The organism is Micromonospora sp. LOL_014, assembly GCF_048060245.1.
In the GTDB taxonomy this organism is placed as follows: domain Bacteria; phylum Actinomycetota; class Actinomycetes; order Mycobacteriales; family Micromonosporaceae; genus Micromonospora_E.
Genome location: NZ_JBHMIP010000032.1, coordinates 45,925 through 67,146, shown reverse-complemented (window position 1 = coordinate 67,146; position 21,222 = coordinate 45,925). Strand labels below are relative to the sequence as shown.

The following is a 21,222-nucleotide window of genomic DNA, read 5'->3' as shown; positions in this document are numbered from 1 at the left end:
CGCCCGGACCAGCACCCGCACGGCGCGTCACGAGGCAAACGTTCCCTGACACGGCACTAGTACGTCTGGCCGTCGGTCCACTCGATCGTCTTCTGGCTGGTCGCGGTCGATCGGGTCAAGAACGCAAAGTCCGCACTTCGATCCCGGAAAACCGCACTTAGGGTGGATATCAGGCTTCCTCCCCGGCACGGACCAGCACGTGACAGCCGAGTCGCATGCCGACCACACGCATGGTCCCGACTGTGGCCACGACATGGTGTCCCACGGCGATCACTACGACGAGCACTGATCGGCGCGTCGCCGACGCGTCGCGAACAGCACCAGCGCGCCAGCGATCACCAGGATGGCTCCGGTGGCCGGCAGGTGCCACGACGATCCGGTCCGCGGCAGTCTCCCGTCACCGGAGCCACCACCCGGGTTGTCGTCGCCGCCGGGCCCGAAGCCCGTGTCCGGGTCCGTCGCGTCACCGATCGCCACGGTGAGCGAGCGCGAGTCGGTGACCGTCGATCCTGACGACGTAGTGGCCGACATCTCGAAGGCCAGCCGGTAGATGCCGGGCTCGCTGAACGCCCAGTTGCCGTGGGCGTGCGTGTTGATCGGGATGTCGAGCTGCTGCGGCAGCCGGGCCGACGAATCGAACAGCACCTCGGATTCGCCGAACGACCCGGTCAGGAACAGCGCGAACCGGCCGGGGCCGTCGACACCGGTAAAAGTCCAGGTGACCGGGCCACGAACCCCGGCCACGACCGACGGATGCTGCGTGTTCCAGCCCGGCCAGACGATCCCGGAACGCTGCCCCTGCGGCAACAGCCACACCTCGTCCCCGGGCGCACCGAGGAAGTCGGCGTCGTCCGGAACGGTGATCTTCGCGTTGTCCATGACGTGCAGCACCACGTCGGCGAGCTCGCGCCACGCCGGGGGCGAGACGGTGTCGTCCTTGAGGCGGATCGTCCAGTTCGCGCCGGTGAGATCCGGACCCATGTCGACATGACCGTCGTCGATCACCACCCGTGACCCGTCCTGCTGAGCCGCTGCGGCGAGCGGCGGCGCGGCGCTGGTCGCCGCCGGTGCGGCACCCGCCGCCAGCGCCCGCGCGGGGGTGCCGGCCGACGGCGAATCGGCACCGAGCGGTACGCCGTCGCCCGAGGCGGCACCGGACACCCTCGCCAGGTCTGCCGCCGGAGCGGGAGCCGGGGCCGGCACCGGCCGGGTGTCTGCGGGGTCGGGCCGCGCTTCGTCGAGCCGCGGCACCAGCACCCGATAGTCGGCGTCGGCCGTCACCTCGGTGCCGTTGGCCAACGTCGCGGCCGCCGACAGCGTCAGCCGGTACTCGCCTGCGGCGTCGAAGAGCCAGACCAGACCGCCGGTCCTGGTCGCTGTCGGAAGCCGGGCGGTATGCGGCATCGCGTCGAGGGTGCCGAACAACGGCGTCGGCTGGCCGAGCCCACCGAGGGTATAGGCGGCGAATCCACCCGGGCCGTCGACCTGACGCAGCGACAGCTCGATGGTGTCGCCGCGGACCGCCCCGCGGGGCAACGCCCTCGTGTCCAGGTACGAAAAATCGGTGTCGCCACCGGTCAGTGCCCACATCAGCCGACCGGGCGTTCCGAGGAACCGGAATGCTGGATGGTCAGGTGTCCGCACCGCCACGCCGCCCGCCGGTCCGAAGACCACCGTCGCCGGCTGCCGGCCGACGCCGGAAGTTCCTCGACCAGTCACCGACGCCGCGCGGGCCGGCCCGGACGCCACTCGGGTGACCACCGACAGCGTCTCGCCGTCGATCGCGACCGCCACCAGGTCGGCCCCGGCAGCGCTCACCGACAGAGACGTCGGCGGCACGGTAGGCGGCGGAGACGTCGGCGGCACGGCGGTCGCGGGTGCGGCGGTCACCGGGGCCGGCGCGGTCAGGGCCGCGGCCAGTGCACCGATAGCCAGCACCGCAGCGCACCGGCGACCCGTCGCCGCACCGGTGTGGCGGTGGATCATCATCATCATCATGAGGTCCCCTGGGTCGTCTTGTCGTCAGTGGCATCGGTGACCGCGCGGTTGCGTACGGCCTCGGCGCGACCCTGTTCGCGCGCGGCGGCGACGGCCTGTTCCAGCTGTGCTGCCCGCCGTCGCCGGGCGTGGCGGCGGCGGGCGACGACCAGCCAGCTGGCCAGCCCGATCACCAGCAGGATCACCAACTGCGGCCAGGGGACGGCCCACACGTCGCTTTCGCCGATCATGGTCGCCGGAGCCGGGTCGAGCACCTCGTCGGTGACGGCGGTCGGTGCGACGGTGAGCCGCGCGCCGAGCCGGAACATCGGCGGTACGCCGGCGGCTCGGATCGTGGTCCGGAAACTTTCGCCGGGCAGGATCTCCGGCAGCGAATCGCCGTCGACGCTGCGCCCGGCCAGCCCGAACGGTCCGGCGACGGTCAGCTGCGGCTGCCCGGTGAGCCGTACGTTGCCGGTGTTGCGCACGGTGAAGCTTGCCGTGACGGTGCCGCCGCCGATCGGATTCCAGGTGCCTTCGTACGTCGTCGACAGGTCCCCGACGTCCAGACCCGGCTGGAGTTCCCCGGTGACCCGTAGGTAGATCCGGGAGCCGACCCGGTGGTCGACCGCCACCTGGTTGCCCTCGGCGTCGGTGCCGGTGCCGGTGAGCGACGCGACGATGCCGCCGGGGTGGTCGCCGGGAGTGGCGTTGTCCGGCACCGCGATCGTGAACGGCACGTCCAGCCGCGACATCGACGGCACGGTGAAGGTGCCGGACTCGAACGTCACCCAGGCACCGACGTCGACCGGTTCCCCGGTCGCCGGCAGCAGGTCGAAGCCGCCCTGTTCGGTGGTGAACGCGTCGCTGGCGTACACGTCGAGGGTGATCGGCTGGTCGGAGTGGTTCGTGATCGCCACGTAGTCGGTGAGAGTGGCACCCGGATCCAGTTTGTACTCGAACGCCGGCCGGCCGTTCGGCCCGTCGGGGCTGGACGGAGCGACGCCCCAGGTGAGGGACTGCGCCGCGAGGGGCGTGTAGCTCGGCGATCCGACCGTCGCCGGGCCGGCGACCGGGCCCGTCGACACGACGGCGACGGCGAGGAAACCGGCGAGCAGGGCTGCTGGCGTACGCATGCGGGGTGGTCCGTTTCGCGGAGGGCGTGGGACGGGCCGGGTGACGAGGCGGCACGGTGTCGTCGCCCGGCCCGTTCCCTGGTGCGATCCTCAGATCGCGGTGAGGGTGAGAGTCGCGGTGTAGGTGCCGGGCACGGTCTCGGTCGGCAGACGCAGCTGCAGGCCGGCCGACAGAGTCGCGGTGCCCCGGCCCACGCCGGTCGGTGCCGAGCCGAGAACGGCACTGCTGCCGAGTCCGCCGCCGACGCCGACGACGTATGGCTCGACGACCGGTCCGGCCACGACGCCCTGACCAGCGGACTGGTCGACCACCTGCGGGGTCCAGCCGAGGTAGCCGGAGCTGAAGGTGGCACCGTCGGGGCCGGTGAAGTTGTCCGGCAGCTGACCGCCGGCGCTCCAGCCGGGGGCGCCGGCCCGGGTGTCGGTGACGGTGACCGGGCGCAGGCTTCCGGCGCTCTCCCAGCTGTCACCACCGCTGGTCAGCTGCGCCGGCGGCAGGACGACGCTGCGGTCGTCCGGGTCGACGCTGATCACCAGTGCGCCCTGGGTGGGGTCGATCGACGCGGTGATGGTCTGCGAGGCCTCCGGGTCGGTCGGGGTGAAGGCCACCCAGAGCCAGACCTCCGCGCTGATCGCGACGACGCTGTGGTTGTCGTCGTAGAGCTTCACCTGGTATTCGCAGGCGTTGAGCTCGCGGGTGGCGGTGAAGCTGTAGGACGCGCCGGCCTCGCCTCCGATGATGGCGAAGTCGTCGCTGCCGGGGCAGCGGCTGAACCAGTGGTAGTGGTCCAGCTCGGTCTGCGGGGTCTGCATCGCCTGCAGGGTGACGGTGTCGCCGGACTGGTACTCGTCGGCCATGCCGGCGATGCTCAGCACGGTCTCGGGACCGGTGCCGTCGAGCTCGCCGACCACGAACGCGTAGTCGACCGGGCCGGTGCTGACGGTCGTGCCGTCGGTCAGCGTCGCGTCGGCCTGGAAGGTCAGCGTGTAGGCGCCCAGCGCGCTGAACGCCCAGTTGGCGTGCGCATGGGTGCGGATCGGTACGTCGATGGCGTCCGGCAGGCCGTCGTCGCTGCGGAACTTCATGATCGGGCCGCCGAAGCTGTCCTGGGTGAATACCCAGACGGCGCCTGGTCCGGTGACCTCGACGAGGCTCAACTGGACCTTGTCGCCGGCGAAGACGCCGGAGCCGAGGGTGGTGGTGTTCCAGCCGGGCCAGAGCAGGTCCGGGTCCTGGGTCAGCGGCAGCAGCCAGATCTGCGATCCGGCCGGCCCGAGGAAGGCGAACCGGGGGTCGTCCGGCACGGCCGTGGCCGCTTCGGGCAGCACCTGGAAGGTCACGTCGGCCGGGTCGCGGTTGACCGACGGGCTGACCGTGTCGTCGTGGACCTCCAGGGACAGTTCACCGTCGTGGTAGTCGACGTCGACCGCGTCGGCGTGGCCCTTGGCGAGCACCACCTGCTCGGCGGCAGCCGCAGCGGTCGGCACCAGCAGCACACCGCCGGCGATCACCGCCGCGCCGGCCAGGGCCGCGAGCGTGCAAGCACCTGTCGTTCTCATTCTTGGTTCCTCCCTCGCCCGCACTGTGGACGGTACGGGACGTGGTCGTGGCGGGGCGGAAGCCCCACCAAACCGTAACGACAATCGTTTTCATTACCCTATCGGCCGTTCGGCCACCTCTGCCAGCACCGGTGTGACCTGCGCCTCGTCGGGCCCTGCCGGCTGCCGCCGCCACCGGGCGACCAGACCGTGACGCGGGGCGAAGACCCAGGCCAGCAGGAACACCCCGGTCGCCACCAGCACGACCGTGCCGCCTACCGGCAGGTCGTAGCTCCACGACAGGTACAGCCCCACCAGCGCCGAACCGCCGCCGATCACCGGGGCGAGCAGCATCATCACGCCGAGCCGGTCGGTGAGCAGCCGGGCCGCCGCCGCCGGAGTGATCAGCAACGCCAGGACCAGGATGTTGCCGATCGTCTGCAACGAGATCACCACAGCCAGGGTGACCAGCGCGTACAGCCCGATGTCCAGCCAGAAGACCGGCAATCCGACCGACCGGGCGGACTCCCGGTCCAGGCTGACCGCGACCAGCTCCTTGTGCAGCAGGAACAGCGCGGTCAGGATGGCCAGCCCGGTGAAGCCGACCGTGTAGAGGTCCCGGTCCGGGATGCCGGTGATCGAGCCGAACAGGAACTGCTGCAGCGAACCGGCGTACCCCGGCGCCTGCGAGATGATCACGATGCCCAGGGCGAAGGCGGCCACGAAGAACACCCCGATCAGGGAATCCTCCTTGAGCCGGCGACGCTGGGCGAACACCGCGATCAGCAACGCGGTCACGATCCCGGCGACCGCGCCGCCGAGCACCAGGCTGCCCTGCAGCACGAAGGCGACCGCCAGCCCGGGGAAGACCGCGTGCGCCACGGCGTCGCCGATGAACGCCATCCCACGCAGCACCACGTAGCAGCCGACCACTCCACAGACCACGCTGGACATGACCGCGATCAGCAGCGCCTTCGGCAGGAACGCCAAGTCCGGATTGAACAGGTCGGCGACGAACTCGGTGATCGGCATCAGCCGGTCCTCTCGCTGGACGCGGCGGCCACGGCCGCGGTGTCGACGCCGACCAGACGCAGCAACGGTGACCGTTCACTGATCCCGAACGTCCGCATCCACAGCTGCGGATCCCGCAGGTCGGTCGGCTTGCCCTCGGCGATCACCCGCCGGTTCAGCAGCACCAGCCGGGAACAGGCATCCATCGCCCCGATCAGGTCGTGCGTGGTCATCAACAACGGCGTACCCTCGGCCGCCAGGCCGGTGAACAGCTCACCGAGCAGCTCCTGAGTGGGCATGTCCAGCCCGGTGAACGGCTCGTCGAGCAGCAGCAACGCCGGCTGCAACGCCAACGCGCGGGCCACCAGCACCCGCTGGCGCTGGCCGCCGGACAACTCGGCGACCGGCCGGCGGCGCAGGTCGCCCAGGCGTACCCGGTCGATCGCCTCGGCGGTGGCCCGCCAGTCGGCCGCCCCCGCTCGCCGCAGCAGGCCGATCCGACCGGTACGGCCGCTGAGCACCGCCTCCTGCACCGAGATCGGGAACTCCCAGGCGAACTCGTGCCGCTGGGGCACGTACCCGATCGCGCACCGCCCCGGCCGGCTCGGCACCCCGTCGACCAGCACCTGCCCGGACCGGATCCGGATCAGCCCGAGCACCGCGCGCAACAGCGTTGTCTTGCCGGCGCCGTTGGGCCCGATCAACCCGACCAGCTCCCCCGGGTCGACGTGCAGCCGGACACCGCGCAACACCGGGCGGCCACCGAGGTCCACGTCGAGATCGTGTACGGCGAGCGCGGTCACGAGCCGGCACGCTCCTGTTCGACCCGACGCCGTACCGCCCGCCCGCGCAGCACCACGACGACCAGCGCGCCGGCCAGCACGACGGCGACCACGACGAGGCCGATGACCGGCCACGGTCCGGTGCCACCGACGTCGTCGGCCGACGCGGCGTCATCCGACCCGGCGGGCGGCAGTGCCGCGACCTCGCCGGGTTGCGCGGCCAGCGCCTCGTCGGTGCTGGTCGCGTCGCCGACGGCGAAGCGTAGGTGCCGGGTGGCCGAGACCCGCTCGCCACCAACCAGGTCGGCGCTGGCCCGGACGGCGATCAGGTACACACCGGGGGCGGTGAACACCCAGTTGGCGTGGGTGTGGGTGTTGACCTCGACCCACATCGGCTGGCCGGGCGGCTCGGTGGAGCGCCACAGCACCTGCGGTTCGCTGAACGTGCCGTCCTGCAGGTACATGACGACCTCGCCCGGACCGTCCACGTCGGTCAGCTCCAGGGTCACGCCCCGGTCGATGGTCTGCATCACCCGGGGGTCCTGGGTGTTCCAGCCGACCCACACCACGCCAGGGTGCTGCACCTGCGGCACCACGTGCACGTCAGTGCCGGCCGGTACGCCGAGGAAACCGTACGTCGGATCGTCCGGGACGGCCCGCAGCGCGGCGGCGGTGACCTGCAGCACGGTCCGGTCCGGATCCCGCCACACCGGCGTCGCGGCGTCGTCGTGGATCAGCAGGGTCCACTCGTCGTCGACGTAGCGCGGCCCCAGGTCGACGTGGCCGGCGTCGAGCACGGCCGGTTCGGCGGCCACCGGCTGATCCGGGGCGATCGACTGGTCCAGCGCCGGATCGGGCGATGACGGCTGGGCAACGGGCGATGCGGGCTGGGCGGCCAGCGTCATCGCCAACAGCGCGGAGACGGCCATCGACAGACCGATCGACTTCACTGATGCCTCCTCATGGTGCCAGGCAGTCGAGCAGCGACTCGGCGTTGAACCGCATCAACTCGATGTAGCTGGTCACCCGGTCGTCGAAGGTGTCGCCGTAGATTCCGCAGACCCGCACGTCGAGGTCGTCGGCCAGTTCGGTCAACGTCGACGACCGCGACCGCAGGTTGGGCTCCAGGAACACCGCCGGCACCCGCAGGTTGCGGATCGTCTCGGTGAGCCGACGCCGGTCGGCCAGGCTCGGTTCGGCCGCCGGATGTGGCGTGACGAAGCCGGAGATCTGCACGTCGTACGCGGCCCCGAGGTAACCGAACGCGTCGTGGGTGGTGATCAGGTGTCGTCGGCCGGGCGGGATTCGCGCGATGGTCTGGCGGACGTGGTCGTCGAGCGCCGACAGTTCGGCGATGTAGGCGGTGGCGCGCTGGCGGTACTCGGCGGCACCGGCCGGGTCTACGCCGGTCAGGGTGTCGCGGATCAGCTCGACGTAGGCGATCACATTGCGGATGTTCTGCCACAGATGCGGGTCGATCTCACCATGTACGTGCTTGCCGAGCACCGCCTGGGGCAGCTGGAAGATCTCGGTGCCGGGGCGGCCGAGGAACCGGAAGTCCCGCCCGGCCGGTACCTGGGCGCGGGCCTTGTTCGGCACCTCGATGACGGTGTCGCCCGGGTCGTGCACCTGCTGGTGAATACCACCGTCGGCGTGCGGGTCGGCGTACAGGTACAGCGCCGGTTCGCCGCGCGCCGCCGCGTCGAGGTCGACGGTGATGTCGGCGTGCCCGCCGCGCAGCACCTCGGCGCCGGCCATGCCGGGCACGCTGTGCGGGTCAACGCCGACGGCGAAGGTGAAGGCCTGTTCCCCGAGGGCGACCGGGCGGCTGTCGGGGCTGACCGCCAGCCGCGCCGACATGGTGAGCCGGTAGACGCCCGGCTCGGTGAAGGCCCAGCTCATGTGGGTGTGCGCGTCAGCCGGCAGGGTTGCAGTGTCGGCCCGGTAACCGGTGGCGGCGTCGAACCCGTCGGCCGAGTCGAGGTAGACGGCCGGGTTGCCGAACGGCTCGGTGAGGTAGGCGGCCATCGTGCCGGGCCCGGTCACGGCGATGCTCTGCAGCAGGATGTCGGAGGCCCGGTCGGCGCCGTAGGTCTCGCCGGTGCCACGTACCCGCATGCCGAGCCAGATGGTGTCGAGCGCGACGTCCTCGACCAGCGGGATGATCTCGGCGGCGTACTTGACGGCACCTTCGGCGAGGGAGATGTTCGGTACGCCGCCGGGCAGGTTGGCGTCGAGCGCCTTGATGATCGCGTGCTCCTCCAGCAGCAGGTAGTTGCTGAAGGCGACGTCGGCGTAGACGACGTTACGGACGTCTCGCAGCGACGGCTCGTACGAGTGGGGGTCGGCGCCGTCGGGGACGAGCGAGGCGACCGCGACCCGGTCGCCGCCGACGTTGTCGACCAGGTCCCGGAGAATGCCGGTGGTGGTGACGACCTGGAGACGGTCGTCAGCGGCGCTCAGCGTCGGCGGGGCCGCGCAGCCGGTCAGGCCGACCGCCAGCAGGACCGACCCGACGAGTCCCCGTACACGCACTGTCCCACCTGCCTCCGCATCGTCCCCTGCGCACCGCACAGTAACGCAAACGATAACCGTTGTCATCTCGATTGAAGCGTCCGGCCGGTGCCACAAAGGTGACGATCAGCACCGGCCGGACGATGGGTCGAGGGACACCCGCCGGATCGTCTGCCGGGGGTCGGCAGAGGGTCAGCCGACCTCGAAGGTGAACTCCTCGGTGGCGCTCACCGACTGCCCGTTCGACGCCCGTACGCCACTGACCTCGAACGTCGCCACGTACGTGCCGGCAGCGTCGAAGCCCCAGTTGACGTGGGCGTGGGTGTTGCGGTTTACGTTCAGGCTGTCCGGCAGCCCGTTGCCACTGTCGAACAGCACGGTGGGGGTGCCGCCGGAGGCGGAGAAGACGCTGAACCCACCAGGCCCCTGCACGTCAGTCAGCTTGACCGTGACCCGGTTGAACTGCAGGGCGCCGCTGGCCACCCCGGTGGTGTCCCAGCCGGCCCAGATCAGGCCGGCGGTGTTGGTCTGCGGCAGGACGTAGGCGTACCCTCCGGTGCCGAGGAACGACCACGCGGAACTGGACGGCACGGCGGTGTACGCGGCGGACGGCACCACGAAGACCACGGTGGACGGATCCCGCTCGACGAAGGTCGACCCGGTGTCGTCACCGACGGTAAGCTCGATCGGCCCGCCCGCGACGTGATCGATGTTTAGAACGTCGACGTGGCCGCTGGTCAACTCGATGGCCGTGGCCTGCGCCGCCGCCGGTACGGCGACCGCGAGCGCCGCCGCGAGCATGCTCGACGCGACCGCCGCCAGCACCCGACGGGTGGAGGTGTTCATCACGCTGCTCCCTTCCGATCCGGCCCGAATCAGGGCAGGACGACGAATCGCAGGTAGACCGAGTCGGACTCGACGACGGTCGTGGTGCCGGCCAGGGTGGCGCTGGCCTTGACCTTGAGCAGGTACACGCCGGCCTTGCTGAACGCCCAGTTGACGTGCAGGTGCTCGCCGACCGACAGGTCGACGACGTCCGGCAGCCCGTCGCGGCTGTTCGCCAGCACCGTCGGCAGGCCGAACAGGTCCTCGGTGTAGATCGCCATCTTGGCGGAGCTGGGGGCGCTGATCAGCTGCTGCACGGTCAGGTCGACCGAGTCGCCCTCGAAGACGCCCGCTTCCAGTTCCTCGGTGGCGATGCCGGCGAACAGCAGGTCCTCGTTCTCCACCTGCGGCAGGATCCACACCGGCGTGCCGGCGGTGCCGAGGAAGGCGAAGGCCGGGTCGCTGGGAACAGTGGTCTTCGCCTCGGGCTTGACGACGAAGATCACATCGTCGTGGTGGCGGTGCTCGCCGGGCTCGACGGTGTCGTCGTGGACGCCGGGCTCCAGCTCGCCGTCCTCGTACTCCACTTCGATCACGTCGACGTGGCCGGCGGACAGGACCACCGGCAAGCCAGCGCCGTGGGCCTGCGCCGGCGCGGCCGAAACGACCAGTGCGGCGATCATCGCCGATGCGGTGACGAGTGCACCGGTGGCCCGACGGCGGGTTGCGGTCAACACGAGACAGACTCCCTCCCGGTGATCCCCGATGGACCACCGGGAGCTAACGGTAATCGTTTTCATCTAGCTGCGATAGGGGTCTGTACTGTCTGGCTCGACACATGTCCATGTTCGTCCAGCCCACCGAGGTGTTCGTCCAGCTCACCGGGATCCCACTCAGTAAACGGATCCGGCAACGTGCTCCAAGCGCCCAGCCCGGCCGCCAGTCCCGCACCGCCGCCGCCAGTTCCGTGCCGGTGAGTAGCGCGGCGTCCAGTGCCGTACGCCGCCAGTCCACGCTGCTGCAGTGACTCCCCGGCCCGCAACTGGGCGATCAGGTAGGGCGCGTCGACCAGGGTGACCATGGTGTCCAGCCGGGCGATCTCAACCAGCAGGTCGTCGCGCAGGGCGTCGATCCAGTCAGCGGGATTCAGGGTGACGAGGACCCGGTGTCGTTGATCGCGTACGAGTCGTGGCGGTTGCCGGTGACCGGGTCGCAGACCCAGGCGAGCGCGCCGTCGAGGGCGCGGGCGACCTGGACGCTCATGCCCGTGGTCCTGTGCTTGCCGGAGTACAGACAGCGGTGCGTGCGCCACGACCAGCAGGGAAGCAGCGTGCCGTCGACGATGTACTGGTCGGTCGGGTCGAGCTCGTCGGCCGTCGGCACCTGCACGTTCTGCCCGCACATGTGTTTCTTGCCGGAGAACGGGCCGTGGTGGTCCTCGCGTTCGCCGACCGGGGCGACGAACCCGTCGACCAGCACACCGTCCCGGTGAGCCTGGTCGAGACGCTGATCGACCTCGGGTCGGGTGACCCAGCGCAGGATCGGCCGTAGAATCTGGTGATGGCGGGTGATGGTCGCCTGGGAACAGCCGAGGACCTCGCCGAGGACCTCGTCGGGCAGGTTGTGCCGCAGCCCGAACAGTACCGCGATCACCGCCGTGGGCAGCGGCAACACGTGCGGACGCCCGACCGGCGGGTCTCCCACTCATCGCCGACGATCTCACGTACCCTGCCGATCAGGTCGGCGAGCCGGTCAGCGGGAAGTCCTGTCATACATTCACAGCGCAGCGACTGGCCCTCGATCAACTTCACCACGAAAGATGATCTACAAGATCCCGGCCGCTGCGTCTACTCCGGACACTCCCCCGTGATGCGACCGACTTCAAATCTCACCCAGCTTAACATTCATGAGGGTCGACCAAGTTTCAAATGACCCTTCTGGCGTCCCGCACCGGAAACTCGCCCACATAATCGGGCGAGTGACTCGATATTCTTTTCGGCGGTCCTGGTCCAGGTGAACGGTCGCGGGTTGGTGTTCCAGTCGGCAACCCAGGAACGGATGTCGGCTTTCAGGGCTTGGACGCTCTTGTGGACGCTGCGCCGGATTTCTGTTCGGTGAGGTGGCCGAACCAGCGTTCGACCTGGTTGATCCAGGAGGGGGTGGTCACGGCACTAGGCGGTGGGAGATAGTGGGATGGTGACTTCCATCTACCGCAGTGTCCAGGGACAAAGCCGGCTTCAGGGTTGGTGTTCTGATCAGCTTGATCGCTGGACGGTGCCGCACCAGCGGTTCTCGGTGGCAACCAGCAGGGGCGATACGCATGTGGTGTCCGCCGGTGAGGGGGCGCCGTCCGTGGTCGTGCTGCCGGGTACGAACTTCAACGCGGCGACGTGCCTGCCGTTGACGGAAACGTTGGCGCAGCGGTGGCCTGTGTGGGTCTTGGACGTTCCGGGACAACCCGGTCTCAGCGCGGCCGAGCGTCCGGACCGGGGAGGGCTGGCGTGGTATGGCCGATGGCTTGGCGAGTTTCTCGACCGAGCGGCGATCGGGCCGGTGGTGATCGTCGGCCACTCCCTCGGCGGCGGTATCGCGCTGGCCTGCGACTCGCCACGAGTCGTGGGTCGGGTTCTCGTTTCGCCGGCTGGCGTCGTCCGGTTACGCGTTACTGCCGGAGTGTTGGCCGCGACCCTGCCATGGCTGACCCAACCGACCAGCAGCCGTAGTGCTCGCCTGCTGCGGATGATGCATGGACCGGGCGAACATCCATCGCCTGTCCTGACAGATTGGATGACCCTGGTGGCCCGCGAGTGCCGGTCCAGCCTCGCGCCCCTCCCGTTGCCCGTCGCCACGCTACAGCGGGCGGCCGGGGTACCGATGGCGGTAGCGACGGGTGAGCGCGACGTGTTCCTTCCGCCATCGCGACTACGACGGGCGGTGTCACGGTCCCTTGGCGTCGACATGGAGGTGCTGCCAGGCGCGGGGCACCTGGTGCCGGACGAGCACCCCGAACAGGTGCTGAGCCTCGTTGATGAGGTGATTGGACGCGTTATCTAGTGTCCTGCGCCGGAAATTCGCCTGATAAGTGGGTAGGGTGGGGGGATGCCGAGAACTGGTCGTCCCACCCCGCCGCTGACGCTGACCGACGAAGAGCGGACTACGTTGACCCGCTGGTCACGGCGGGCGACGTCGTCACAGGTTCTGGCGATGCGTGCACGGATCATCCTGGCGTGCGCCGAAGGGGCGTCGAACACGGACGTCGCATCGAGTCTCGGCGTACATTCGTCCGCTGTGGAGTAAGGGGCGGCGGCGTTTCCTGAAACTACGCTGGACGGCCTGGTGGACGAGGAACGGCCGGGCCGCCCGCCGTCGATCAGCCTTGACCGGGTCGAGGATGTGGTGGTCGCGACCCTGAAGCAGACGCCACGTGACGCCACCCACTGGTCCCGCGGGTCGATGGCGGACAGGTCCGGGTTGCCCAAGTCCACGATCGGGCGGATCTGGCACGACTTCGGCCTCAAGCCCCACCGTACCGACACGTTCAAGCTGTCCACCGCATCGGTGCCGCCGCCCTCCACTGGGCGCGACGGTGGCGGGTGTTCGGCCGCGAGGTACGGCGCTTCGGTACGGCCATGGAACGGCCTCCTCTCATTTCCACACAGGAGATAACGGTAGCTCTTTTCATTAAGATCGCCGGCCGGTCGGGCGACCGGAACCGCCGACCGACCACCAGCCGGTCGACCGGTCACCCACAGCGGCCGGTCACCCGTCGTGGTCGGGGGCACGCCCCCCGGACCGTGATCGGGCAGGTCACGATCGGCGTGGTCGGCGTGGAACAGCGCCTCGGCCAGCAACTGCCGGACATGCACGTCGGCGGCCGAGTAGTAGACGAAGGTGCCTTCCCGCCGCCCCCGGACCAGCCCGGCCAGCCGCAGCTTGGCCAGATGCTGACTGACCGCCGTCGGCGCGGCACCGACCAGCTCGGCCAGGCAGGCGACCGACGACTCACCCTGCAGCAGCGCCCACGATCCCCGGGGTCATCGCAGCGGTGGTCAACGCGGCCGGCTCTGCCGACCCGGCCGGCGGCGGTGGCTCGTCCATCTCCAGCAGCAAATCGGCGAGCATTCGCTCGGCCAGACGCAGCACCGCCGACCGGTACGGCACCTGCTCGAACACGGCGGTTACCGGCAGCTCCACCGAGCTGAGGAACATCGCCCCCCGGCCGACCAGCCAGCTGCGCTCACCGGCGGTGCTGCGTTTCGCACCCCGGGCCACGAAGCAGACCATCGGCTCGTACAGCAGATCGGTCGGCCCGGCCCGGTCGTCGTCGAAGCGGACCAGCCGCAGCCGGGGCACGGCGCTCTCGACCGCCGGCACCGGGCGGCAGTGCCGGGTGACGTCATCCGGCGGGCGCACGCCGTCCACCCGGTGTCGGTGCTGCAGACCGAGTACTCGGTGTTCGAGCGGGCGGTGGAGCCGCAGGTGCTGCGACGGTCCGCGAGCTGGGCATCGGGTTCGTTGCGTACTCGCCGCTCGGCTGCGGCTTCCTGACCGGCGCGGTCCGGCCCGCCGCCGAATACCCGGACGGGGACATGCGGACCGGGGACGAACGCTGGCAGCCGGGCAACTACGAACAGAACCTGGCCGCGGTGCGCGAGCTGACCACGATGGCCGCCGCCAAGGGCGTCGCGGTCACCCAGCTCGCCCTGGCCTGGCTGCTTGCCCAGGGCGATGACATCGTGCCGACCCTGGGCACCCGCAACCCGCAACGGCTCGCCGAGAACGTGGCGGCGGCCGCCGTACCGCTCACCGTGGCCGAGGTCGACCGGATCCGCCAGATCCTGCCGCACGGCGCGGCCGGCTCCCGCTACCCGGCCGCCCGGATGCCGGTCTGATGACATTCGACGCGCGGCTCGATCTGCTCGTGGTTCAGGCCACGAGCTGGCCGAGCAGCCACAGTCCGGCGATGGCGAGCGCGGCACCAGCTCGATCAGCATCGCCAGCCCGACCGCCAGCACCGCCCGCTTCGTGGCCGGCCAGGCGGCGGCGAAGTCACCGAGCCGCTGCCGCTCGGCCAGCCAGACGCCGAGCACGAAGCCGATCACCAGGCCGAGTACCGGGACGAAGAAGAAGCCGACCAGGCCCAGCTCGCCGCCGACCAGCAGCGACCGGTTGGGTACGCCGGCCCAGCAGAGCAGCAGAGCAGCAGACCGGGCAGGATCGGCACGATCACGCCGATCAGCCCGACCAGAATGGCCAGGCCGCTGAGCAGGACGACCAGCGTCTGCGTGTCGTCGAGATCCACACCGACAGGGTGACCGACGGCCGCCAGTGTGGCGAACCCGGCGGCGGCAGAGGGCTGCGATTCGGCTACGGATCCGAAACAATGTCCGAAACCTCGGGAGGATCGCGTGGCCGCTGCTGCACCGGCAGACGATGTTCATCCGGCCTGGCTGCCGGCGCAGGCGTGGCGCGCCATCGGGTCGCGGCACACTCTGGTCTCCGGCACCGAGAAGTCCGTCGCCACCGTGTACGCCGAGGTGCAGGCGGCCTGCGACCGGTTTGGCGGATCGGTGACCCGGCTGTCGGTCGACGGTGAGGCGGACCTGATGCTGGCGTTGACCGGTGCCGCCGGTCCCGGGGCGACAGCCGGTGCGGTCGACGACCTCGGTGAGGAGGGCTACACGATCGGCCGGGCCGGCAGCCTCACCACGGTCACCGCCGCCGCTCCCGCAGGGCTGCTGTACGGGCTGTTCCACGTGGTCCGGCTCGGCGAGTCGGCGTTCGGCGACGACATGGCGACGCGGACGCACCGGCCGGCGATCCGGCGGCGGATGCTCGACCACTGGGACAACGTCGACGTGCACCCGGTGATGGGGCAGGTGGAGCGGGGCTACGCCGGCGGGTCGATCTTCTGGCGGGACGGCGCGATCACCGACGACACCGACCGGGTCCGGGCGTACGCCCGGTTGCTCGCCGCCAGCGGCGTCAACGCGGTCACCATCAACAACGTCAACGTGGGGCGTACCGAGGCGCGGCTGCTCACCGACCGGCTCGACGACGTCGCCACGTTCGCCGGCATCTTCCGCCCGTACGGCATCCGGTTGCACCTGTCGGTGACCTTCGCCGCGCCGATGGTGCTTGGCGGCCTGGCCACGGCCGACCCGCTCGACGAGGCGGTACGCGACTGGTGGGCGGCAACCACCGCCCAGGTCTACGCCAGGGTGCCCGACTTCGGCGGATTTGTGGTGAAGGCCGACTCGGAGGGCCAGCCCGGCCCGTTCGCGTACGGGCGCAGTCACGCTGACGGCGCCAACCTGCTCGCCGACGCCCTCGCCCCGTACGGCGGGGTGGCGCACTGGCGGGCGTTCGTCTACAACCACCGGCAGGACTGGCGGGACCGCACCACCGACCGGGCGCGGGCCGCGTACGACCAATTCGCCCCGCTCGACGGCCAGTTCCGCGACAACGCGATCGTGCAGGTCAAGTACGGGCCAATCGACTTCCAGCCCCGGGAGCCGGTGTCGCCGGTGATCGGCGCGATGCCGGCTACCCGGCTGGCCGTGGAGCTGCAGGTCACCCAGGAGTACACCGGGCACCAGCTGCACGTCTGCTATCTACCTCCGCTGTGGAGTGAGATACTCGGCTTCCGGTTCGACGGCGACAGCCTGGAAGCCGACGGTGACATCAGCGGTGACCTGGGTTCGTCGGTCGCCGCAATCACCAGGCGTGGCGGCACCCTGGCCGCCGTGTCGAACGTCGGCGACGACCCGTTCTGGTGCGGACATCCGCTCGCCCAGGCCAACCTGTACGCGTTCGGCCGGCTCGGCTGGGATCCGACCGCCGACCCGGCCGCGCTGCTCGACGAGTGGATCGACCTGACCTTCCCCGTCGGCGACGCGGCCGGCAGCGTCGCCGATCCGGGGCGGTTGCGGCAGGCGCTGCACGCGATAATGGACGGTTCGTGGCGTACCTACGAGCGGTACACCGCGCCGCTGGGTGTCGGCTTCATGGTCAGCCCCGGCAACCACTACGGTCCGTCCGTCGACGGGTACGAGTACTCCCGATGGGGCACCTACCACTTCGCCGACCGCGACGGCGTCGGCGTGGACCGGACCCGGGCCACCGGCACCGGCTACACCGGCCAGTACCCGAAGCCCTGGTCGGAGGTGTACGAGTCGTTGACCGATTGCCCCGACGAGTTGCTGCTGTTCTTCCACCACGTGCCGTACGACCACCTGCTGCACAGCGGCTCGACGGTCATCCAGCACATCTACGACACTCACTTCGCCGGAGTCGACGAGGCGATCGCCATGCGGGAGCGGTGGCTGGACATCGCCGACACCGGCCTCGACCCGGCCCTGTACGCCCGGGTCGCCGACCGTCTCGACGAGCAAGTCCGCTCGGCGCGGGAGTGGCGCGACCAGATCAACACCTACTTCTTCCGCAAGTCCGGCATACCCGACGCGCTCGGCCGCCGGATCCACTGACCGGCCTCGTCACCGGTCGAGCCCGGTCACCCGGCGAGCAGTGCGCCGGAGCCGATGCGGAACGGGACGGCCGCTCGGCGGTCAGCACCTCGCCTTTCGTCGTAGTCATGTGCTCGACGTCGTGTTCACCGTCGAGCCGGAACAGCCGCAGGGTGACAGCGGAGCTCCCCCGCGCCATGATCATTTGATGGCTTGCTGGGAGAATCCCGGCGTGTCGCCCAGCAGAGCATCAAACGATCATCAGAACGACGAACCGCTATGCTGACCGGTCCCAGGCTCGCGGATCACGGCCCAGCAGTGCGAGCAGTTGGATCTGGTGGTCCGTGGTGGGACCCGGATCGTGGCCCAGTACGTCGAAGTCTGGCCGGGCGATGTCGAGCCTGCCGAGTTCGGCAAGGTCGATGCCGTCAAGCACCGGGACCACCGCGAGGTTACCGCGGACCACGTGGTCGACCAGCGCCCGTACGTCCCACTCGGAGCACGGCGTCGGGGCGCTCCACTGGTCGGCGCCGATCTGCGCGACGAGGTCGCAGAAGTACCCGTTCTGCTAGATTCCAGTGGAGTTCTTAATCTTCGGAGGTCAGGTGGGGTATCGAGGTCCGTTGCCGCAGCGACTCGTCGACCGGGTCAACGCCTGTACCGCAGCCCTGTACTCGTCGCCACGGTGGGGGCGGCTGGTCCGTCGGCGCATCACGATGATTACCTACACCGGACGCCGGTCCGGTCGCACGTTCAGTACCCCGGTCGGCTACCGCCGGGCCGACGGCACCATCACCATCACCGTCGTAGTGCCAGACGCCAAGAAGTGGTGGCACAACTTCACCGGTGCCGGTGGCCCGGTTTCGCTGCACCTGGAAGGGATCGACCGATCCGGTCATGCCGTCGCCCGCCGCGACGACCGCGGCCGGGTCACGGTGACCGTCGAACTGGACTCCTGACCGGCGCGGTGCGCCGGCTCAGCTCGACGGCAGCTCCACCCCGTCCGGGGCGCGCATCCGCCAGGCGTCGGTGACGAGTTCGGCTAGCCGGTCGACGTCGACCCGCGCCAGCCGGAGCATCACCAGCGGCAGTCCGTCGTAGCCGGGTGTGGTGAAGAACAGGTCGGGCTCGCCGAGCAGCAACGCCTGCTTCTCCGCCTCGTCGCCGACGTACAGCACGGCGACGTCGGTCCGGATCACCCGTGGCTTGCCGGGCCGACGCTCCGGATAGGACCAGACGAGGCCCTTCCCGGCGACCCGAAAGTCAAATCCATCGCTGTCGATCTCGACGACCTGCGGTAGGGCCGACGCCAGTCGCCGGACGTCATCGGCGTCAGCCATCGGGGCACCCGTACCGCACCGCGCTTCGCATCCCCACAGGTTAGCCAGCCGGCTCCGTCGCCACCACGAACACCCTCGGAACGGGAACGTGACGAGCCATCGAGCGTCCGCCGCCACCGATCGGATCGCCTTATGCGACGGGGCGTCGAAGTTGCCCGGCACCTGAACCGGACCGGTGACCCGAGCGCCCGGGCGGCGGCGACCATCTCGGTCGACGAGTCGATCCCGGTCACGGTGGCTCCCGACCAACGGTCTGCAAGGTGGACGGCGAGGGTGCCCGGCTCGCAGCCGAGGTCGACGACCACGGCCGGGTCGGCGACGGCGACCCTGGCCAGCAAATCAGCGAACGGGCGGGAGCGGTGGTCAGTGAAGCGCAGGTAGGCGGCCGGATCCCACATCGCTGTCTCCTCCCGGCCGATCCGATGTCCGACCGGCGTCACGGCCGGGCCGGCGTCCGACCGTCGCGGTACGCCGCCCACTCGTCGGCCAGCATCGCGAAGTCGAGTTCCGTACTCCATTCGCCTTTGAACAATTCGTTGCGCACCAGCCGGGCCTCCTGACGCATCCCGAGGCGTCGGGCCAGCCGGGCCGACGCCTCGTTGCGCTCGTCGACCCGGGCCACGATCCGGTGCAGGCCCAGGTGGTCGAAGCCGAGACCGAGCAGCGCCCGTGCCGCCTCGGTGGCGTAGCCCCGGCCGGCGGCGTCCGGGTGTACGACGTACCCGATCTCGCCGCCGCGATGGATTCGGCTGCGCCAGAAGAGCACGACGTCCCCGATCAGCCGGCCGGTGGCGGCCACCTCGACGCCGAGGGTGAGGGCCTGACCTTCGTCGCTGAGGCCGGTGTTGGCCCACTGGGTGGCGAGCCGCTGGACGACGACGTCGCGGGTCATCGGCTCGAGCGGCACGTACCGGCAGACGGCCGGCAGACTGCGGTAGGCGAGCAGCGCGTCGACGTCGTCGCCGGCCAGCGGTCGCAGCAGCAGCCGCTCGGTGCGGACCGGATAGTCAGGATGCAGGGCGGGATCTTCGGAATGCAGGGCGGACTGCTGCACGGTCGGCACGCCGCCCATGCTGCCACCACGCCCACCGTCGATCGCCTGCCACCACACCCGCCGCCATCCGATTTGCCGGGCCGTCCAGCAGCTGAGCCAGCCGGTCGACGGACGTGAGATCCAGCTCACATCGACGCTCAAAGCCGGGCCCGTCGCCCGGTCCGTCTTGCCAGTTGTGAACGACGACAGGAACGACGACAGGACGGGGCGACGAGGGTGACGGGTCGGATTCTCTTCGTGGAACTGCGCCGTACCGCGGTGGTGTGGTTCGGTGTCGGGCTGGCGTTCGCGGCGGCCTCGTTGGCCGTCGACGGGGAACGCTGGGACGGGTACTGGATGGCGGGGGTGCTGGCCCATCACGACACGCTGGAACTGATCTGGCCGCTCGCGCTCGCGGTCGGTGCCTGGCACGGGCGCCGGGACCACGCCAGCAGGATGACCGAGCTGATCGCGACGAGCGCCCGACCAGGCCTGGCCCGGGTGGCACCCCGGGCGGTCGCGCTCGTCGGCTGCCTCGCCGGCGGATTCACCGGCGGAGTGCTCGAGGTGCTGGCCCTCGCGGCGCTGGCCGCAGACCATCAGCCGGCCGGCTGGGTCTGGCCGGTGCTGCTCGGCGCGGCGAGCGTCGCGGCGGCCGGTCTGCTCGGCCTCGGCCTGGGTCGGCTGCTGCCGTCCCGGCTGACCGCCCCGCTGCTCGCCATGGGTGCGCTCGCCGCCGTCGTCGCACTGCAGTTGCTGGCCGACAGCGGCGACAACCGGGCGTTGCTGCTCAGCCCGACATCCCTCGGGCCGGTTGACGGCTACTCCACGATCGACGACCGAGCCGTCGCGGGCATGCTGGTGTGGTACGTCGCTCTGGCGGCGACCGGGTGGGCGGTGTACGCCGCCGCCACTCGCCGGTCCCGGCTGCTCGCCGTGCTGCCGGGCGTCGCCGGGCTGCTCGTCGCCCTGATCGTGCTGCCACCGGTCAATGAGGCTGCGCACCCCGACCTACGGGCCACCGAACTGGTCTGTGCCGACGGGACACCCCGGGTCTGCGTCAGCCGGGTCGACGCGTCGGTCCTGCCGGAGCTGGTCGGGCCGGCCCGGCGGGCGTTGGCTCTGCTGGCCAAGCTGCCCGACCCGCCAACCGCCGTCGTGCAGCGGGTCGGCCCGCACGGAGCCTCGACTGTGGAGCGCCGGAAGACGGCCAATTTCCATCTGCTCATCTACGGCGACGGAACGATCGCCACCGGGCTGCGCACGCTCGAAGCCGAAATCCTCGACGGCGCCGGGACCGTCGCGTGCGGTGCCGCTCCCGGCGACGTCGAGGGCTGGGAGCCGATTCAGGCGGCCCGGGCGGCGGCCGGCCTCTGGCTCGCGGGCCGGGACGCGGCACCGGACGAGTTCTGGGATCCCGTACAGGGCATGGTCGACGAGGCGCTGGCCACGCTGCGGTCGCTGCCGGCGGACGAACAGCCGGCCCGGGTCGCCGCACTTCGGGAGGCCGCGCTGAACTGTCGACCCGACCTCTACGAGGTGCTGACCGCCAACTGACGCGTATGGGCGGTAGACCCCATTTCGGATCGTGAGGGGTTG

22 protein-coding genes and 5 pseudogenes are annotated in these 21,222 nt (G+C 70.4%); 8 read left to right on the top strand and 19 right to left on the bottom strand.

What is annotated here, in order from left to right; translation table 11 throughout:
• Positions 1–273: 273 nt before the first annotated feature.
• From ACFHW1_RS24425 to ACFHW1_RS24385, 9 genes are all read right to left on the bottom strand, one after another.
• Complete coding sequence (locus ACFHW1_RS24425) at positions 274–1,986, bottom strand: TIGR03773 family transporter-associated surface protein (protein WP_416616153.1); 1,713 nt, start codon at positions 1,984–1,986, stop codon at positions 274–276.
• Between the two features lie 8 nt (positions 1,987–1,994).
• A complete protein-coding gene (locus tag ACFHW1_RS24420; RefSeq protein ID WP_416556931.1) occupies positions 1,995–3,113 on the bottom strand; it encodes a WxL protein peptidoglycan domain-containing protein in 1,119 nt (372 codons plus the stop codon).
• 90 nt (positions 3,114–3,203) lie between these two features.
• The gene (locus ACFHW1_RS24415; protein ID WP_416616151.1) at positions 3,204–4,673 is read right to left on the bottom strand and encodes a choice-of-anchor M domain-containing protein; all 1,470 of its coding nucleotides are present in this window, start codon (positions 4,671–4,673) and stop codon (positions 3,204–3,206) included.
• A gap of 93 nt (positions 4,674–4,766) precedes the next feature.
• The gene (locus ACFHW1_RS24410) at positions 4,767–5,684 is read right to left on the bottom strand and encodes an anchored repeat-type ABC transporter permease subunit (protein WP_416556929.1); all 918 of its coding nucleotides are present in this window, start codon (positions 5,682–5,684) and stop codon (positions 4,767–4,769) included.
• Positions 5,684–6,436, bottom strand: coding sequence for an anchored repeat-type ABC transporter ATP-binding subunit (locus ACFHW1_RS24405; RefSeq protein WP_416556978.1), 753 nt, complete (start codon positions 6,434–6,436; stop codon positions 5,684–5,686). The genes ACFHW1_RS24410 and ACFHW1_RS24405 overlap by 1 nt, the downstream gene beginning before the upstream one ends.
• 26 nt (positions 6,437–6,462) lie before the next feature.
• Positions 6,463–7,374, bottom strand: coding sequence for a choice-of-anchor M domain-containing protein (locus ACFHW1_RS24400; RefSeq protein WP_416616157.1), 912 nt, complete (start codon positions 7,372–7,374; stop codon positions 6,463–6,465).
• 31 nt (positions 7,375–7,405) lie between these two features.
• A complete protein-coding gene (locus tag ACFHW1_RS24395; protein WP_416567816.1) occupies positions 7,406–8,980 on the bottom strand; it encodes an anchored repeat ABC transporter, substrate-binding protein in 1,575 nt (524 codons plus the stop codon).
• A 171-nt stretch (positions 8,981–9,151) separates the two neighbouring features.
• On the bottom strand, positions 9,152–9,805 hold the full coding sequence (locus ACFHW1_RS24390; RefSeq protein ID WP_416616149.1) for a choice-of-anchor M domain-containing protein: 654 nt from the start codon (positions 9,803–9,805) through the stop codon (positions 9,152–9,154).
• 29 nt (positions 9,806–9,834) lie between these two features.
• The gene (locus ACFHW1_RS24385) at positions 9,835–10,521 is read right to left on the bottom strand and encodes a choice-of-anchor M domain-containing protein (protein WP_416567817.1); all 687 of its coding nucleotides are present in this window, start codon (positions 10,519–10,521) and stop codon (positions 9,835–9,837) included.
• A 101-nt stretch (positions 10,522–10,622) separates the two neighbouring features.
• Here ACFHW1_RS24385 and ACFHW1_RS24380 point away from each other — a divergent pair, with 101 nt between their 5' ends.
• Complete coding sequence (locus ACFHW1_RS24380) at positions 10,623–10,811, top strand: hypothetical protein (RefSeq protein WP_416556981.1); 189 nt, start codon at positions 10,623–10,625, stop codon at positions 10,809–10,811.
• 119 nt (positions 10,812–10,930) lie between these two features.
• Here ACFHW1_RS24380 and ACFHW1_RS24375 read toward each other — a convergent pair whose 3' ends face one another.
• A complete protein-coding gene (locus ACFHW1_RS24375) occupies positions 10,931–11,488 on the bottom strand; it encodes a hypothetical protein (RefSeq protein WP_416616159.1) in 558 nt (185 codons plus the stop codon).
• 492 nt (positions 11,489–11,980) lie between these two features.
• Here ACFHW1_RS24375 and ACFHW1_RS24370 point away from each other — a divergent pair, with 492 nt between their 5' ends.
• Both ACFHW1_RS24370 and ACFHW1_RS24365 read left to right on the top strand, forming a co-directional pair.
• On the top strand, positions 11,981–12,838 hold the full coding sequence (locus ACFHW1_RS24370; protein WP_416616147.1) for an alpha/beta fold hydrolase: 858 nt from the start codon (positions 11,981–11,983) through the stop codon (positions 12,836–12,838).
• A gap of 270 nt (positions 12,839–13,108) precedes the next feature.
• Positions 13,109–13,273, top strand: a pseudogene (locus ACFHW1_RS24365) (IS630 family transposase); the annotation flags it as partial.
• A 49-nt stretch (positions 13,274–13,322) separates the two neighbouring features.
• Here the strand turns inward: ACFHW1_RS24365 and rpmF are convergent.
• The 3 genes and pseudogenes from rpmF to ACFHW1_RS24350 all read right to left on the bottom strand — a co-directional run bounded on the left by rpmF (position 13,323) and on the right by ACFHW1_RS24350 (position 14,197).
• Positions 13,323–13,415, bottom strand: coding sequence for a 50S ribosomal protein L32 (gene rpmF / locus ACFHW1_RS24360; RefSeq protein ID WP_416591994.1), 93 nt, complete (start codon positions 13,413–13,415; stop codon positions 13,323–13,325).
• A 274-nt stretch (positions 13,416–13,689) separates the two neighbouring features.
• Positions 13,690–13,761 (bottom strand): annotated as a pseudogene (locus ACFHW1_RS24355) (ArsR family transcriptional regulator); the annotation flags it as partial.
• A gap of 25 nt (positions 13,762–13,786) precedes the next feature.
• Complete coding sequence (locus ACFHW1_RS24350) at positions 13,787–14,197, bottom strand: AraC family transcriptional regulator (protein ID WP_416557605.1); 411 nt, start codon at positions 14,195–14,197, stop codon at positions 13,787–13,789.
• Between the two features lie 12 nt (positions 14,198–14,209).
• Between ACFHW1_RS24350 and ACFHW1_RS24345 the strand changes: the two genes are divergently transcribed.
• A complete protein-coding gene (locus ACFHW1_RS24345) occupies positions 14,210–14,332 on the top strand; it encodes a hypothetical protein (RefSeq protein ID WP_416591992.1) in 123 nt (40 codons plus the stop codon).
• Entirely contained in the window at positions 14,284–14,676 is a 393-nt protein-coding gene (locus ACFHW1_RS24340; RefSeq protein ID WP_416591997.1) for an aldo/keto reductase, read from the top strand. The genes ACFHW1_RS24345 and ACFHW1_RS24340 overlap by 49 nt, the downstream gene beginning before the upstream one ends.
• Before the next feature lie 144 nt (positions 14,677–14,820).
• Here ACFHW1_RS24340 and ACFHW1_RS24335 read toward each other — a convergent pair.
• Both ACFHW1_RS24335 and ACFHW1_RS24330 read right to left on the bottom strand, forming a co-directional pair.
• Positions 14,821–14,922, bottom strand: a pseudogene (locus ACFHW1_RS24335) (DUF456 family protein); the annotation flags it as partial.
• Complete coding sequence (locus ACFHW1_RS24330; RefSeq protein WP_416557600.1) at positions 14,883–15,086, bottom strand: hypothetical protein; 204 nt, start codon at positions 15,084–15,086, stop codon at positions 14,883–14,885. The gene ACFHW1_RS24330 and the pseudogene ACFHW1_RS24335, both read right to left, overlap by 40 nt.
• 106 nt (positions 15,087–15,192) lie before the next feature.
• Here ACFHW1_RS24330 and ACFHW1_RS24325 point away from each other — a divergent pair, with 106 nt between their 5' ends.
• The gene (locus tag ACFHW1_RS24325) at positions 15,193–17,271 is read left to right on the top strand and encodes an alpha-glucuronidase (protein ID WP_416557601.1); all 2,079 of its coding nucleotides are present in this window, start codon (positions 15,193–15,195) and stop codon (positions 17,269–17,271) included.
• 256 nt (positions 17,272–17,527) lie between these two features.
• Here the strand turns inward: ACFHW1_RS24325 and ACFHW1_RS24320 are convergent.
• Positions 17,528–17,788 (bottom strand): annotated as a pseudogene (locus ACFHW1_RS24320) (maleylpyruvate isomerase N-terminal domain-containing protein); the annotation flags it as partial.
• Positions 17,789–17,873: 85 nt separating this feature from the next.
• On the opposite strand from ACFHW1_RS24320, the gene ACFHW1_RS24315 reads away from it, so the two are divergent.
• Positions 17,874–18,209, top strand: a complete 336-nt coding sequence (locus ACFHW1_RS24315) for a nitroreductase/quinone reductase family protein (protein ID WP_416557602.1) — start codon at positions 17,874–17,876, stop codon at positions 18,207–18,209.
• 18 nt (positions 18,210–18,227) lie between these two features.
• Here the strand turns inward: ACFHW1_RS24315 and ACFHW1_RS24310 are convergent, their stop codons facing one another.
• From ACFHW1_RS24310 to ACFHW1_RS24300, 3 genes and pseudogenes are all read right to left on the bottom strand, one after another.
• Complete coding sequence (locus ACFHW1_RS24310) at positions 18,228–18,590, bottom strand: MmcQ/YjbR family DNA-binding protein (RefSeq protein WP_416557603.1); 363 nt, start codon at positions 18,588–18,590, stop codon at positions 18,228–18,230.
• 96 nt (positions 18,591–18,686) lie between these two features.
• A pseudogene (locus ACFHW1_RS24305) lies at positions 18,687–18,988 on the bottom strand (methyltransferase domain-containing protein); the annotation flags it as partial.
• A 38-nt stretch (positions 18,989–19,026) separates the two neighbouring features.
• Entirely contained in the window at positions 19,027–19,653 is a 627-nt protein-coding gene (locus ACFHW1_RS24300) for a GNAT family N-acetyltransferase (protein ID WP_416557542.1), read from the bottom strand.
• A 207-nt stretch (positions 19,654–19,860) separates the two neighbouring features.
• Between ACFHW1_RS24300 and ACFHW1_RS24295 the strand changes: the two genes are divergently transcribed.
• Positions 19,861–21,180 (top strand): hypothetical protein, encoded by a 1,320-nt coding sequence (locus tag ACFHW1_RS24295; RefSeq protein WP_416569196.1) that lies wholly within the window; start codon positions 19,861–19,863, stop codon positions 21,178–21,180.
• Positions 21,181–21,222 lie beyond the last annotated feature (42 nt).

Coding starts and splice junctions, on each gene's coding strand:
- ACFHW1_RS24420 (WP_416556931.1), bottom strand. CDS start 3,113: ATGCGTACGCCAGCAGCCCTGCTCGCCGGTTTCCTCGCCGTCGCCGTC.
- ACFHW1_RS24310 (WP_416557603.1), bottom strand. CDS start 18,590: ATGGCTGACGCCGATGACGTCCGGCGACTGGCGTCGGCCCTACCGCAG.
- ACFHW1_RS24390 (WP_416616149.1), bottom strand. CDS start 9,805: ATGAACACCTCCACCCGTCGGGTGCTGGCGGCGGTCGCGTCGAGCATG.
- ACFHW1_RS24410 (WP_416556929.1), bottom strand. CDS start 5,684: ATGCCGATCACCGAGTTCGTCGCCGACCTGTTCAATCCGGACTTGGCG.
- ACFHW1_RS24415 (WP_416616151.1), bottom strand. CDS start 4,673: ATGAGAACGACAGGTGCTTGCACGCTCGCGGCCCTGGCCGGCGCGGCG.
- rpmF (WP_416591994.1), bottom strand. CDS start 13,415: ATGGCCGTACCGAAGCGCCGTACCTCGCGGCCGAACACCCGCCACCGT.
- ACFHW1_RS24400 (WP_416616157.1), bottom strand. CDS start 7,374: ATGGCCGTCTCCGCGCTGTTGGCGATGACGCTGGCCGCCCAGCCCGCA.
- ACFHW1_RS24425 (WP_416616153.1), bottom strand. CDS start 1,986: ATGATCCACCGCCACACCGGTGCGGCGACGGGTCGCCGGTGCGCTGCG.
- ACFHW1_RS24380 (WP_416556981.1), top strand. CDS start 10,623: ATGTCCATGTTCGTCCAGCCCACCGAGGTGTTCGTCCAGCTCACCGGG.